Source organism: Desulfovibrio desulfuricans, from assembly GCF_004801255.1.
Taxonomy (GTDB): domain Bacteria; phylum Desulfobacterota; class Desulfovibrionia; order Desulfovibrionales; family Desulfovibrionaceae; genus Desulfovibrio; species Desulfovibrio desulfuricans_C.
Window position 1 is genome coordinate 1,811,203 of sequence record NZ_CP036295.1, and the last position, 13,884, is coordinate 1,825,086.

Below are 13,884 nucleotides of genomic sequence, written 5' to 3' on the forward strand. Positions count from 1 at the left end.
GACGTTACTCCTTGTGGGCCTTTGCGATGATTTTGGCGTATTCCGTGCAGTATTCGGGGCGGTCTTCCTCTACAAAAACGCCGCGCGGAATCAGATGGGGGTTTTCTTCCAGTTTTTTGGAGCCAAGCTGGGCGGTGTTGTCGCGATACCATTCGAGCATCTGCACAGCGCCGCCCAGCTTGTTTTTGCGGCCAAAATAGGTGGGGCACTGCGTAAGTATCTCCAGCACCGAAAACCCCTTGTGAGCAAAGGCTTTTTTGAGCAACGTGACAATTTCCTTCACATGGAAGGTCGTGGTGCGGGCCACAAAGGTGGCTCCCGCGCCCATGGCAAGCTTTACGGTGTCAAACTCGTGGTCAATGCTGCGGTAGGGAGCGGTGGTCGCCAGAATGCCCTCGCCCGAAAGCGGAGAATACTGGCCGCCGGTCATGCCGTAGATGCGGTTGTTCATGATGATGGCGACCATATCGATATTGCGGCGGCAGGCGTGGATAAAATGGTTGCCGCCGATGGCCATGGCGTCGCCGTCGCCCATGGGAACCACCACGTTAAGCTCTGGCTTGGTCATCTTGATGCCCGTGGCGCAGGCCAGGGCGCGGCCATGCATGGTGTGCATGCTGTGAAAGTCCACATAGCCCGATATGCGCGCCGAGCAGCCGATGCCCGAAACCATGCACATGTTTGAGGGGTCTATGTTCATTTCCTGCACGGCGTGCAGCAGGTTGTTGAGGATGGTGCCGTGACCGCAGCCGGGGCACCAGATATGGGGAAAAAACCGTTCGCGGATGTTTTGCACGCTCATGTTAGAACCCCCTTCCTTCAATAACACGCATGACCTTGCCGATATCGGTGGGGTTGAGCATCAGACCGTCCATGCGATTCACCAGGAACACGCGGTCGGGACGCTGCACCACCTGCTTTACCTGGGTGGTGATCTGGCCCATGTTCATCTCTGCCACAAAAATATTGCGGGCATGGGCCGTTTTTTCACGCACAAGCTGCGCCGGGAAGGGCCAGAGCGTCTGCAGTTCAAGCAGGCCGATGCGGTCGCCCTTTGAGCGGCGGGTCTCCACCAGATGCCGGGCGCTGCGGGCCGACGAGCCGTAAGAAATAATGACGTGCTCGGCGTCGTCCAGATAATATTCCTTCCAGCGGGCCAGCAGGTGAGCGCGGTTTTCGATCTTGTCCACCAGATGGTACACAAGCTTGCTGACCTGTTCGGGATTTTCAGTGGGGAAGCCCCAGATGTCGTGGTACAGGCCCGTGACGTTGTAGCGGTGCACGCCGCCAAAGTCGGACATGGGCAACCGGCCGTCTTCGCGGGGCAGGTAGGGGTAGTAGTTGACCCCGGCCTGGACCTCGGTATGCAGCCGCTCCACCACGGGCAGCTCGCCCGCCGCAGGTACGACCAGCTTTTCGCGCATGTGGCCGATAACCTCGTCGAACAGCAGGATGACCGGCGTGCGGTAGGTCTCAGCCATATTGAAGGCCTCGACCGTGATCTGAAACACATCCTGAATGCTCGACGCCGTGAGCACAATGATGGAATGGTCGCCGTGCGTGCCCCAGCGGGCCTGGTTCACATCGCCCTGAGCCACCTTGGTGGCCAGACCGGTGGAGGGGCCGCCGCGCTGCACGTTGACCACAACGCAGGGAATTTCAGCCATCACGGCGTAGCCGATGGCCTCCTGCTTGAGGGAAAAACCGGGGCCGCTCGTGGCGGTCATGGCTTTTGAACCAGCCAGCGATGCGCCGCAAACCGCGCACATGGAGGCTATTTCGTCTTCCATCTGAATAAACTTGCCGCCCACGCGGGGCAGCTGCTCGGCCAGATGTTCGGCCACTTCAGTTGAAGGGGTAATGGGATAACCTGCAAAAAAGCGCAGCCCGGCATACAGGGCCCCGCGCACGCAGGCTTCGTTACCCTGCACAAAGAGGATATCTTGCTGGCTCATGCCGCTGCCCCCTTGCCGGTTTTGGCCTTACCGGTCTTTTCAACCGTGACGGCCAGATCAGGACAATACTGTTCACACATGCCACACTCCACGCAAAGCTCCGGATTGTGACAGGCTTTGCCCTCATCATCCAAGGACAGCGCCTTTTTGGGACAAAAGGCTACGCAGATGCCGCAACCTTTACACCATTGGCGGTTGATGTTCACCATCATCATTCCCCATGCGGGTTTGTGCCGATAGCCGGCTGGTTATCGTAGCGCGGCCGGGCCGCGCAATCTGAGCTGTATCCCTGTTTTCGGTAGCTGCAGCGTGTGCTGATGCTTTTTGCCTGTTTTTCATTATGCTTGCCCAAAAGCCCCCTGCCTTGCTTGCCGCTGCCTTGCCCGGTAGCGAAACCGGCTGTGCAAGCAGCGTAATCAGGACGCGCCTATACAAAAACAACAACTGCATTACGCTTCATTAAAATTAAAATACATACATTGCGGTTTAACTTTGCAATAGACTGTTTACATAAACAGTCTATTGAAACAGATAAAAAACAAATTTTGCACCTGCAATACGCAGCAACAAGTTTTTTACTGCGTAAAAAACAGCCAAACTCTTAAGGCAAAGCCAAAACCATCAATTTTTCCCATGCCACTAATGTCCATTCAAGATATAAAAACAACCTTATTCGTCTACAAGACTCACCTAAAGCAATCTCTATGCCATCTGGCCGCTGCAAAAAAATTGTCAATATAATCAGGCTATGCCCTCGATGCGCCTGGTATCAATAGCACGCTATGTTGCACAGGTGACACATTTTGCACACAAACTGACACATTTTGTTTCACTTTCGGTCATTCTGGTCACTCAAGGCACTACCCCGCAGGCTTGAGCGCGCAAGCCAGACGGCAAAGTCCCCCCTGCTGATGCCAGGCTATCCTATGCACCTAATAAATCTGCCTGATATTATTAATTAATACCAGGTAGATCAACAAGCTCTCAGCCATTTGGCAAAATGCGGCAGTGCTGGCGCGGCGTGCGTCAGGCGAGGACAAAATGGCGGGTGCGGTCGGGGCAGGCAGCGCGCAAAACAACCTGCCAGATGGACAGGCAGTCGGACGGCCATGGCAGGCGTATGCGGTATAGAAAAAAATCTGGCGGGCAACTGGCTGATACGCCTGAGTCATGCGGGCAAAAGGCTGCCTTTTGGGGCGGGGAAAAGGTCGCTAGCGTATGCCGAACTTACGCATTTTGCGAAACAGCGTGCTGCGGCTCATATGCAGCATAAGGGCTGCCTTGCCCTGATGCCCGTGGCTGGCATGCAGAGCCTGCACAATGCGCTCCCGTTCGCCTTCCGCCGCTGGCGGGGCCGTGTCGGCGGACTGCACGTCCTGGCCAGGGTCCGCGCAGACGTTCGGCGGCTTGCGGCAGTCGGTCTGGCGGCAGGCAAAAGGCATGAGCAGTTCAGTCTCGATGGTGGCGGCGTCAAGAGTTTCGGGCATGGTGACGCATAACCGGTGGATAAAGTAGCGCAACTCGCGGATATTGCCCGGCCAAGCATACTGGCTCAGCATTTCCTGCGCCTTGGGGTCCATGACCTGCCCACGCAGCACCGTGTCGTCGCCCTGCGCGAGAAAATGGCGCATGAGCAGTTCCACATCGCCCTCGCGCTCGCGCAGGGGCGGCAGCGAAACCACCAGTACAGAGAGCCGGTAGAACAGGTCGGCGCGAAACTGGTTGCGTTTGACCCTCTCCCACAGGTTGGCATTGGTGGCCGCGATGATGCGCACATCCACGCAGATGTTGCGCGTGCCGCTGATGCGCAGCACACGCTGCGTTTCGAGCACGCGCAAAAGCCGCCGTTGCGCACGCAGATCAAGTTCCGCCACCTCGTCCAGAAACAGCGTACCGTTATGGGCCAGCTCAAACAGGCCTGGCTTGCCCTTGCGACTTGCGCCGGTAAACGCGCCTTCCTCGTAGCCAAACAGCTCTGATTCGAGCAGCGACTGCGGCAACGCGCCGCAATTGATGGCCACAAAGGGCTGATCGCTGCGCGGGCTGGCATTGTGGATGGACTGGGCAAAAAGCTCTTTGCCCGTGCCGGTTTCACCCTGAATAAGCACAGGCTGCGCGGAAGGAGCAAACTTGCGGGCGCGGGCAACGGCTGCCGTGATGGAGGGCGAGATGCCGATGATGTCTTCAAACTTGTGCTGCGCCAGCATCTCGGCATGCATGGCGTCGTGCCGGATCTTGCTCTCCTTGGCGGCAATGGCCCTTGGCTCCTGAAAGGTAATGACCGCGCCGTGCACGGTATCGCCCACATGGATGGGAATGGCGGAAAACAGCAGTTTTCTGCCCTCCACTTCGGCCATTTCGTCTTCAATGCTGTTGCCGAGCAGCAGGCAGCGGTCGATCTGCGGCAGGTCGAGTATGGCGCGGTAACTGAAGTGCGTGATGTCGTTTTTGAGCCGCAGCATGCGCCGCGCCACAGGGTTGATGAGCAGCACGCGTCCCTCGGCGTCGAGCGAGACAATACCGTCGTGCGAATGCTCAATGACGGTCTTGAACTTGAGGCTCTGGGCCTGCTCAAGCTCACGGGCGTAAACAATGCGCTTGGCCTCAAGCAAGGCCTGCCGGATGGACATTTCGTCGCAGACCAGCAGCTGGCAGCACAAGCCCATGCTCTCGGCCATGCCGATGGAGGTCTCGCCGCCGATAAACACATCCACCTTGTCGCGCACCGCCTGGGCAATGGCCTGCCGCATATCCTCCCTGTTGCTGCCGCTGGGATAGATGCGCAAATCCACATGCAGCAGACTGCTGAGGGCAACCAGTTCTTTCTGCAGCTGGGGGTAGACGATAAAACCAACGCGGGGGTTGGGCTTTTGGGCCTTGGTAAGCGCCTGATCAAGCACGTAGACCAGGTCCTGCATGCTGATGGGCAAAAAGACGAGAGGCGTACGTATGCCCGCCTCCACAATCTGGTTGGCAGACCAGCCGCGCGCCACAATGACATACGCGCCCTCTTCCTCCGCCTTGCGGGCAACGCTGAGAGAGCGGCTGAGGCCCGTAAGCTGCAGAAGAATTTTGTCCTGAATGCCCAGCTCGGTAGCAACGCGCTGCACGATCTGGTAGCTGGTGCTCTCTGGGGCAATGACAACAATAGGCGGCATGAAACCCTCTGATTACGCGCAGTTGGCGACACGTTAGCCTGCGCGGATTTGTCTGCCAGCATAGCGCATGTCAAAATTGATGTCACGCGTGGGCGCGTAACGGCAAAACGGCGACCGCTCCCGGTTGCCGTTCTATCTGTCTGACGCGGGGGATGGGGCCGGTGCTGCGCGCCAACTGCGCCTTGACTAAATCAAGGCCGCGTCAGGCAACGAAATAGTTTCAGCCATCCCTCCCACAGGATACGTGCAAATAAAGACCGGCTGCCTTGCGGACAGCCGGTCTTTATTTGCACGGTGCGTTGCGCACCGCGTATATGCGCATCAGTGTTCCGGGGTTATGCCCCGGCGGCTTCGCCGATCAGCTGGCGAAAGCGCCCAAAGAGGTACTGCCCGTCATGGGGGCCGGCAGCCGCTTCAGGGTGGTACTGCACGCTCATGACAGGCAGGGTCTTGTGACGCAGGCCTTCGAGCGTGTTGTCGTTCAGGTTGACGTGCGTGGCTTCTACATCGCTGACGCCGTCCAGCACCACATGGAAACCGTGGTTCTGGGACGATATTTCGATGCGGCCAGTGGTCAGGTCTTTCACCGGGTGGTTGCAGCCGTGGTGGCCAAACTTGAGCTTGTCGGTGGTGCCGCCAAGGGCGTGACCGATGAGCTGATGCCCGAGGCAAATGCCCGTAACCGGAAACATGCCCACAAGCTCGCGCACAAGGGCTATCTCTGCCGTCAGGGTCGCCGGGTCGCCGGGGCCGTTGGAGAGAAAAACGCCCTTGGCTCCGCTGGCCTTGGCCCGCGCGGCGTTAAAGTTCGGCGGCACGGCCAGGGGTTCAAAACCCGCTTCGCACAGACGGCGCAGGATGTTCCACTTGATGCCGTAGTCGTACACCAGCAGGGGCAGGCCCGTGCCGCGCCACGCATACGCGCCGTCCGCGCCAAGGCTTACCTTTTGCGGCTGGTTGTCAAACCAGGCGTAAGGCTCCTGCGCGGCCACAAAGGGCACAAGGTTGCGGCCCTTCATGGTGGGCTGGGCGAGCACTTTTTCCTTCAGGGCAGCCGGGTTCAGTTCCCTGGTGGAAATCATGCCGCGCATGGCCCCGTTGATGCGCAGGTGGCGCGTAAGGGCGCGGGTATCCAGACCTTCCATGCCCGGCGTGCCGTACTTTTGCAAAAAGGCGGGCACGGCCATGGCAGACTGCCAGTTGGAGGGCTGCTTGCAGCATTCCTTTACCAGAAAGGCGCTGCAGTGCACGCGGGCCGATTCCATATCAGCCGCGCAGATGCCGTAGTTGCCCACCAGCGGATAGGTCATGCAGACCATTTGCCCGTAATAGGAGGGGTCGGTGAGCACTTCCTGATAGCCAGTCATGCCCGTGGTGAAAATCACTTCACCACCGGTTTCAAAGTCTCCGGTAAAGGATTTGCCTTCCAACGTAAAACCGTCTTCCAGCACCAGCAATGCTTTCATAACTTACCCCCGCGCTTCCCGCGCGTAGTATTCCTGCAGACTTTCCACATGGGTCTCGGCCCGACGCGAACCAATGGCCGTGGCCGTGGCGCGCGCTGCGGCGATGGTGGTGCAGTAAGGGACCTTGTATGTCAGGGCCGCGTGGCGGATGGCCTTGGAATCCCTGGCCGTGTGCTTGCCCGATGCCGTATTGATAACCAGGGCCACCTCGTGGTTGATGAGCAGATCAACGATGTTGGGCCGTCCTTCGTAAACCTTGAGCACTTCTTCCACCTCAAGCCCGTGCTCGCGCAGCACAGCTGCGGTGCCGCGAGTGGCCAGCAGATGGAAGCCAAGCCTGGCGAACATGTCGGCCACTTCGGGCAGGTAGGGCTTGTCGCGGTCGTTGACCGACAAAAAGAGCTTGCCACCCTGCGGCAGCACCTGACCAGCGCCCAGCTGGCTTTTGAGAAACGCCTCGCCAAAATTGGAACCCATGCCCATGACCTCGCCGGTGGAGTGCATTTCGGGTCCCAGAATAACGTCCACGCCGGGGAAGCGCTGGAAGGGCAGCACGGCCTCCTTGACGCAGGTAAACCCGCCCTTGCGCATGCTCCAGGGGTCCAGCTCTTCAAGCGTTTTGCCCAGCATGACCTGGGTAGCCAGGTACGGCAGGGGCACGCCCGTGGCCTTGGACACAAAGGGCGCGGTACGCGAGGCGCGCGGGTTTACTTCGAGTATATAGATATCATCGCCCTTGATGGCAAACTGGATGTTCATGAGGCCCACGACCTTGAGCTCGCGGGCAAGGGCCTCGGCCTGCACGGCGATACGGGACACATGGTCGTACGAAAGCGAGTACGAGGGCAGCACGCAGGCCGAGTCGCCGGAGTGGATGCCAGCCTCTTCAATGTGCTCCATGATGCCCGCCACGTACACTTCCTTGCCGTCCGACAGGGCGTCCACGTCCACTTCCACCGCATGCTCAAGAAACTTGTCGATGAGGATGGGGTGTTCCGGTTTTTGCGGAACCTGGGCGTGAAAGTACTCCTTGAGTTCGGCTGCGTCGTACACCACGGCCATGGCGCGGCCGCCAAGCACGTAGCTGGGCCGCACAACCACCGGATAGGTGATGCGCTCGGCCACTTTAAGGGCGTCTTCAAGGCTCATGGCAATGCCGTTCGGCGGTTGCAGCAGGCCAAGCTTTTCAATAAGCGCCTGAAAGCGCTCGCGGTCTTCGGCGCGGTCAATGGCGTCGGGGCTGGTGCCCATGATGGGCACGCCCGCGCGCATGAGCGGCACGGCAAGGTTCAGCGGGGTCTGGCCGCCAAATTGCACAATGACGCCCTCGGGCTTTTCCTTTTCCACAATGTTCATCACGTCTTCAAAGGTAAGCGGCTCAAAGTAGAGCCTGTCAGACGTGTCATAGTCTGTGGAAACGGTTTCGGGGTTCGAGTTGACCATGACGGCCATGACGCCTGCGTCGCGCAGGGCAAACGAGGCGTGGCAGCAGCAGTAGTCAAACTCGATGCCCTGGCCGATGCGGTTGGGGCCGCCGCCAAGGATAAGCACCTTGCGGCGGTCTTCGACCTTGATTTCTTCGCCGCGTTCGTAGGTGGAGTAAAAATAGGGGGTATAGGCCTCAAACTCCGCCGCGCAGGTATCCACGAGATAATAGGTGGGCTGCACCTTCATCGCGGTGCGCATATGGCGAATCTCGGCCTCGGGCAGCTTCCACATCTCCGCCAGCTGCCGGTCGGAAAAGCCGTATTCCTTGGCTTCGCGCAGCATGTCGGCCAGCGCCGCGTTGGCGGTGGTCATGTCGTTGGCAAGGCCAAAGTTGCAGATGCGCTTTTCCATATCCACGATGTCGCGCACCTGGCGGATAAACCAGGGGTCGATGGACGAAACCGCAAAGATTTCTTCTTCGCTGATACCGGCCACAATGGCCTGACGCAGAACAAAAATGCGCCGCGAGTTGGGCCGGTGCAGGGCTTCAAGGATGGTCTCGCGGTCGGGCAGCTCGGAGCGAAAGCCGTAGCCAAGGCCCGTTGCGCCGATTTCCATGGAGCGCAGGCCCTTCTGCAGGGCCTCCTTGAAGGTGCGGCCAATGCTCATGGCTTCGCCCACGCTCTTCATGGAGGTGGTGAGCTCGTCCTTGGCGCCGGGGAATTTTTCAAAGGTGAAGCGCGGGATCTTGACCACGCAGTAGTCAATGGCGGGCTCGAAGCTGGCCACGGTCTCGCGGGTGATGTCGTTGCTCAGTTCGTCAAGCGTGTAGCCCACGGCCAGCTTGGCGGCGATTTTGGCAATGGGAAAACCCGTGGCCTTTGAGGCCAGCGCCGACGAGCGCGATACGCGCGGGTTCATTTCGATAACCACTACCTCGCCGTTGGCGGGGTTGATGCCAAACTGCACGTTGCTGCCGCCAGTTTCCACGCCTATCTCGCGCATGATGGCGATGGAGAAGTCGCGGATGTTCTGGTATTCGGCGTCAGAGAGGGTCTGCACCGGGGCCACGGTGATGGAGTCGCCCGTATGCACGCCCATGGGATCAAAGTTTTCAATGGAGCAGATGATGACGCAGTTGTCCTTGGCGTCGCGCATTACTTCCATTTCAATTTCTTTCCAGCCAAGCACGCTCTGCTCGATCATGACCTCGGAGGTGGGGCTGGCCGAAAGGCCGCTGGCCGCGATGACTTCGAGATCTTCCATATTGTAGGCCACGCCGCCACCGGTGCCGCCAAGCGTAAAGGCCGGGCGGATAATCAGCGGGAAGGGCAGCACGTTGCCGAGCTGGCGCACGTCTTCCATATTGCGGGCAATGCCGCTGGCGGGCATTTTGAGGCCGATTTTTTCCATGGCCTCGCGAAACAGCTCGCGGCTTTCGGCCTTTTCAATGACGTCGGCGCGCGCGCCGATAAGCTCAACGCCGCATTCCGCCAAAACGCCGCTCTTGGCAAGCCCAAGAGCGGCGTTCAAAGCCGTCTGACCGCCAAGCGTAGGCAAGAGAGCGTCGGGGCGCTCTTTTCGGATGATTGCGGCAAGGGTTTCCTGCTCGATGGGTTCCACATAGGTGGCGTCAGCCATATGCGGATCGGTCATGATGGTAGCCGGGTTGGAGTTGACCAGCACCACCTCGTACCCTTCTTCTTTCAGGGCCTTCACGGCCTGTGAGCCGGAGTAGTCAAACTCGCAGCCCTGGCCGATGATGATGGGGCCCGCGCCGATGACAAGAATTTTGTGTAAATCCGTACGCTTGGGCATTGAACTTTCCTGCGGATTTGGAGATCAGAGGTAATGACGCGGCACAGGCGCGCCGAATTGCATAAAACGATTGTTTTTATTCCACAGCTGGTATAAAAGTCAAGTTTTTCCTGTGGCCAATGAATACAGAAGCTTGCAAACCGCCCGCACGCTCGCGGCAGCGCACGCATTGCGGGCGCTGGCCCGCAGCCATACGCGGACAGGCGGCACAAAGCCCTTGCCTCGCACTTTTTTTTGAGCAATAATTTTTGCCTTGAATCCACAAGGGGAGCACCACATGCAAAATGTAAAAAAAGTCGTTCTCGCCTATTCGGGCGGGCTTGATACTTCTGTTATCCTTAAATGGCTTATCGAGACCTACCACTGCGAGGTCATCGCCGTTACAGCCGACCTTGGCCAGCCCGAAGACCTTTCGGGCGTGGAGGCAAAAGCGCTCAAAACCGGCGCTTCCAAGGCCTATGTGCTTGATCTGCGCGAAGAAATGGCCAAGGACTTTGTCTTTCCCATGATGCGCGGCGCTGCCCGCTACGAAAACCGTTACCTGCTGGGCACCTCCATCGCCCGCCCGCTGATCGCCAAGGCCCTTGTGGACATCGCCCGCAAGGAAGGCGCTGACGCCGTGGCCCACGGCGCCACCGGCAAGGGCAACGACCAGGTGCGTTTTGAATTTGCCGTCAGCGCCCTGGCGCCCGACATTAAGGTCATCGCTCCCTGGCGCGAATGGGATCTCATGTCGCGCACGGCCCTCACGGCCTTTGCCGAAAAGCACGGCATACCCATTTCGAGCGACGCCAAGCGCTACAGCATGGACGCCAACATGATGCACACGAGCTTTGAAGGCAGCGAGCTGGAAAACCCCGGCAACGCGCCCGACGCCTCGTGCCATCAGCGCTGCGTGCCTGTGGAGCAGGCCCCCGACACGCCCGAGCTCATCAGCGTCGACTTTGAGCACGGCAACCCCGTGGCCGTCAACGGTCAGCGCCTCTCCCCCGCCGCCGTCATCAAAACCCTGAGCGAAATCGCCGGGCGCAACGGCATTGGCCGCGACGACATGGTTGAAAACCGCTTTGTGGGCATGAAGTGCCGGGGCGTGTACGAAAACCCCGCCGGTACGCTGCTGTTTGCCCTGCACCGCGACCTCGAGGGCATCTGCATGGACCGCGAGCTGCTCGGCATCCGCGACATGCTGGCCGTGCGCTACTCGCAGTGCGTGTACAACGGCTTTTGGTATTCGCCCGAGCGCGAAACCATGCAGGTCTTTATGGACAAGTCGCAGGAGTGCGTAACCGGCACGGTGCGCGCCAAGCTGTACAAGGGCGGAGTGTGGCCCCTGGCCCGCACCTCCCCCAACTCGCTCTTTTCCGAAGATCTGGCCACCTTTGAGGGCGGCAACTACGATCACAAAGACGCCGCGGGCTTTATCCGCCTCAACAGCCTGCGCCTGCGTTTGCACGCCGCTGTGCAGGGCAAGCTGGGCAAGTAGACTGAATACCCCGCGCCTCCCGGCTACGGCCTGGGCGCGCGGGGCTGCAAATATCGGGCGCTTTTCCCGGAGCCTGCGCCGTACTGGCCCGGCCTTTGGCGGCATCAGCCGCCTTGCGGAATGTTTACGGAGCAGGTTCCGGGGGAAGCTGCGTTTGCCTCGGGCTGCGCTGTTTCCCCCGATCCATTTTTTACTGAAAACGGACAGACCATGAAGACCAACCAGAGCTGGGGCGGCCGCTTTGCCGAAGGCCCCAAGGAAGCCGTGGCCCAGTACACTGATTCGCAGTCCTATGACAGGGCGCTCTACGCGCAGGACATCCGCGCTTCGCAGGCGCATGCCCGCATGCTGGGCCGTCAGGGCGTCATCAGCCAGAGCGAGGCGCGGGCGCTGGTCAACGGTCTGGACCGCGTGCGCGAAGAAATCGAAACGGGCAGCTTTGTGTGGAAGCCCGAGCTTGAAGACGTGCACATGAATATTGAAGCGCGCCTGACCGAGCTTGTGGGCGACGTGGGCAAAAAGCTGCATACGGGCCGCAGCCGCAACGACCAGGTGGGCCTGACCTTTCGGCTGTTTGTGGCCGACCGGCTCGAAACATGGCGTCAGCGCGCCGCCTTTTTGTGCTCTGTGCTCGCCGACAAGGCTGCGGAGCATACGACGGACATCCTGCCCGGCTGCACCCACATGCAGCCCGCCCAGCCAGTAAGCCTTGCCCACCACCTGCTGGCCTACGCCTCCATGTTCCGCCGCGACGCCATGCGCCTTGAAGACACCCTTGAACGCGTACGCGTTTCACCCCTCGGCGCTGCGGCCCTGGCCGGAACAACCTACCCTCTCGACCCGCAGAGCGTGGCCGACGAGGTGGGCTTTGCCAAAATTTACGCCAACTCCATGGATGCCGTATCTGACCGCGACTTTGTGCTTGAGGCCCTTTTTGACGGCTCAACCATCATGATGCATCTGTCGCGCCTGTGCGAAGAGATCATCCTCTGGGCCAACCCGGCTTTTGGCTTTGTGCGCCTGTCCGACGGGTACTCCACCGGCTCGTCCATCATGCCGCAAAAGAAAAACCCCGACGTGGCCGAACTCATGCGCGGCAAGACGGGGCGCGTCTACGGCGCTCTCACCGGCCTGCTCACGGTCATGAAGGGCCTGCCTCTGGCCTACAACCGCGACATGCAGGAAGACAAGGAAGGTTTCCTCGATGCCGACCGCACGGTTGAGGCATCGCTGCGGCTCATGGCGGGCATGCTGCAGGAGCTGACCTTCCGCACCGACCGCATGCGCGAGGCCTGCAAGGCCGGGTTCCTCAACGCCACAGAGCTGGCCGATTACCTTGTGGGCAAGGGCATTCCCTTCCGCGAGGCGCACCACATCACCGGGCAGGCCGTAGCCATGGCCGAAAAGGCGGGCAAGGGCCTTGAAGACCTCACCCTTGGCGAGCTTCAGACTCTTGAACCGCGTATCGACGATTCGGTGTATGCGATTCTGGAATACGCTGCAGCCGTAAGCCGCCGCGAAACCCCCGGCGGCACAGGCCCCCGTTCGGTGGAAACCCAGCTCGAACAGATGCGCTACTGGCTTGGCCAGATTCTCGGCAAGGATAACGACTGAGCGAGGTAGACGCCATGTCCCAGTTTGATACCGAATTGCGGCAGGAGCAGGGGGCGGAAGCTCCCTCCCCCGTCTGCTGGCCCCAGTGGGCGGAAGACGCCCGACTGGACGACGCGCTGGCCGCAGCCGCCTACGAGGCTACCCCCGCGCACCTGCGAGCCGCAGTCAAAACAGGGCTGGCGCTGGCGCACATGCACTTTGGCGAAAGCACCGCCAGCCAGCGCAGCGAGGTGCGCAACACGCATCTGGGCTTCTGGCGGCGCGCAATCTCGCACCCCGCGCCCTGGGCCGTCATTGCCTTTACGCCCGCATACGCCGCTGCAGCCCGTCTTGCCGCCGCCTGCGTACCCGCCCTGCTGGGCGGCGTGCCGCTGGTCGGGGCCGTGTGCGTGGGCGGCGCGCCCGCTGGCAACGCGCTGGTAACGCTTGAGCTGGCAGGAGTGGAAGATATTTTTGTCATGGACAGCGCTGGCCTCTGCACCCTGCTGGAAGAAACCCAGCCGGGGCCTGGCAGGCTGGTGCTGCTGCACAGGGGCGAACTGGACGGCGTGGCCGGAGCCGCGCGGGCGCTGGAACTGCCCTGCTATGAAGAACGCCGTTCGCCCGTGCTGTGCCTGCCCAAGCCTGAGGCCTTTGACCTTGAGGCTCTGGCCTTTGCCCAGGCCGAGGCGCTGGACGCGGCGCTCGATACCTCGCTGCGCCTCACCCCCGACGCCACCTACCTTGCGCCAGTGGCGGCCCTTGGGCATTGCCGCGAGCGGCGTACCGGTCCCTTCCCTTACAGCGGCGCGCCGGCGTTCACGCCGGGCTGCGAGGGCTTCTGGCTGCATCCCGGCCTCACGCCCGACTTTTTCCGCGTGCAGCGGCAAGCCTTCGGGCTGCTCTAATCCATAGCGGTTGCGCCGTGCTCGGCGTCCGGTCGTTTACCTTCTGCATACGCCCATCGCCAGGGATACTTGCAG

General features: G+C 60.5%; 9 protein-coding genes. 3 read left to right on the top strand and 6 right to left on the bottom strand.

Annotation, left to right across the window (positions count from 1 at the left end):
• Positions 1–4 precede the first annotated feature (4 nt).
• The 6 genes from DDIC_RS07540 to carB form a co-directional block, all read right to left on the bottom strand.
• On the bottom strand, positions 5–802 hold the full coding sequence (locus tag DDIC_RS07540; protein ID WP_136399870.1) for a 2-oxoacid:ferredoxin oxidoreductase subunit beta: 798 nt from the start codon (positions 800–802) through the stop codon (positions 5–7).
• Position 803: 1 nt separating this feature from the next.
• Positions 804–1,955 (bottom strand): 2-oxoacid:acceptor oxidoreductase subunit alpha, encoded by a 1,152-nt coding sequence (locus DDIC_RS07545; RefSeq protein WP_136399871.1) that lies wholly within the window; start codon positions 1,953–1,955, stop codon positions 804–806.
• The gene (locus tag DDIC_RS07550; RefSeq protein ID WP_348769724.1) at positions 1,952–2,164 is read right to left on the bottom strand and encodes a 4Fe-4S dicluster domain-containing protein; all 213 of its coding nucleotides are present in this window, start codon (positions 2,162–2,164) and stop codon (positions 1,952–1,954) included. The genes DDIC_RS07545 and DDIC_RS07550 overlap by 4 nt, the downstream gene beginning before the upstream one ends.
• Before the next feature lie 1,002 nt (positions 2,165–3,166).
• The gene (locus DDIC_RS07555) at positions 3,167–5,113 is read right to left on the bottom strand and encodes a sigma 54-interacting transcriptional regulator (RefSeq protein ID WP_136399872.1); all 1,947 of its coding nucleotides are present in this window, start codon (positions 5,111–5,113) and stop codon (positions 3,167–3,169) included.
• Between the two features lie 335 nt (positions 5,114–5,448).
• Entirely contained in the window at positions 5,449–6,579 is a 1,131-nt protein-coding gene (carA, locus tag DDIC_RS07560; RefSeq protein WP_136399873.1) for a glutamine-hydrolyzing carbamoyl-phosphate synthase small subunit, read from the bottom strand.
• A 3-nt stretch (positions 6,580–6,582) separates the two neighbouring features.
• Positions 6,583–9,825: a carbamoyl-phosphate synthase large subunit gene (gene carB, locus DDIC_RS07565; RefSeq protein ID WP_136399874.1), complete on the bottom strand. Its 3,243-nt coding sequence runs from the start codon at positions 9,823–9,825 to the stop codon at positions 6,583–6,585.
• A 277-nt stretch (positions 9,826–10,102) separates the two neighbouring features.
• On the opposite strand from carB, the gene DDIC_RS07570 reads away from it, so the two are divergent.
• The 3 genes from DDIC_RS07570 (at position 10,103) to DDIC_RS07580 (ending at position 13,809) form a co-directional block, all read left to right on the top strand.
• Positions 10,103–11,308 carry an argininosuccinate synthase gene (locus DDIC_RS07570; protein ID WP_136399875.1) on the top strand — a complete coding sequence of 402 codons (1,206 nt, stop codon included), beginning with the start codon at positions 10,103–10,105 and terminating at the stop codon, positions 11,306–11,308.
• A gap of 210 nt (positions 11,309–11,518) precedes the next feature.
• On the top strand, positions 11,519–12,922 hold the full coding sequence (gene argH, locus DDIC_RS07575; RefSeq protein ID WP_136399876.1) for an argininosuccinate lyase: 1,404 nt from the start codon (positions 11,519–11,521) through the stop codon (positions 12,920–12,922).
• 14 nt (positions 12,923–12,936) lie between these two features.
• A complete protein-coding gene (locus DDIC_RS07580) occupies positions 12,937–13,809 on the top strand; it encodes a hypothetical protein (protein ID WP_136399877.1) in 873 nt (290 codons plus the stop codon).
• The last annotated feature ends 75 nt before the right edge of the window (positions 13,810–13,884 follow it).